Origin of the sequence: Rhizobium sp. BR 317 (assembly GCF_047445835.1) — a bacterium.
GTDB classification, from domain to species: Bacteria; Pseudomonadota; Alphaproteobacteria; order Rhizobiales; family Rhizobiaceae; genus Rhizobium; species Rhizobium paranaense.
On record NZ_JARWLB010000175.1, the window covers coordinates 1 to 853 of the forward strand.

At 58.0% G+C, this 853-nt stretch carries 1 protein-coding gene; it reads right to left on the bottom strand.

All coding sequences use genetic code 11. The features are described from left to right. Positions 1–214: 214 nt before the first annotated feature. The coding region (locus tag QD357_RS32625; protein ID WP_414126137.1) for an alpha/beta fold hydrolase at positions 215–853 on the bottom strand (639 nt) is incomplete at its 5' end.

The window sequence follows — 853 nt, forward strand, 5'->3', positions numbered from 1 at the left end:
GCCCCAGCCTCAATTGCCCTCGTCTCGTGTACTTACGGTCCAGGGCAAGAACGCCAAAGATCGCTCTGTTCAAACGTTGGATCGAAGAGACCCTGGCTGGCGACGCGGTTTCTGCGAGTGAGATCGACGTCGGCGGGAGGTGAGTTATGCGCAATCAGGGTMGGTGATGCGCGACTGGTGGATCAGACGCGCATCCCCGACGTCAGGCAGTGGTTTAGCCGAAGAATTTCCCGAGTTCGTTMGCTATGAATTCGGGAGCTTCTTCCGCAACCCAGTGACCCGAGCCCGGGATCAATCCGCCTCGAACGTCACTTGCCACCCGCTGCAGTGATTCCATCGTCTCCATGCCGCRGCCAAAACCACTGTCTCCGCCCAKGGCGAGGACCGGCATTTCGAGCTTGCCATCMCTCTCGAGGAATAACTCGTTGTCTTTGACGTCGGTTGKAAAGCCCCGATAATAGGCGAGAAGTGTGCGCAGGCCACCCGGTTTCAGGTAGGTACGGAAATACTCATTMTTGTCTTCCTGAGATAGCACGTTTGCCCGGCTGCCGTAATTGTCAAACAACCATTCCAGATAGATATGCTCGCGACCGCCGAACATCGCTTCCGGCAAATCCGGCGTCCTGAAGAAAGGGTGGTGCCAACGGCGGCCGCCTTGCGACATGTCCGCTCCATCGCCAGGAATGGTAACGTCCAGGATCGCGAGCTTGCTAACAGCCCCCCGGTGCTGCGCGGCCAGGGCAAACGCCACCGGGCCGCCCCAGTCGTGTCCCACAAGATTGAAGCGATCGATCTTCAGATGTTCAGAAAGAAGCTCCCACACGTCCTCGGCAATCGTTTTCTTGTMGTACCC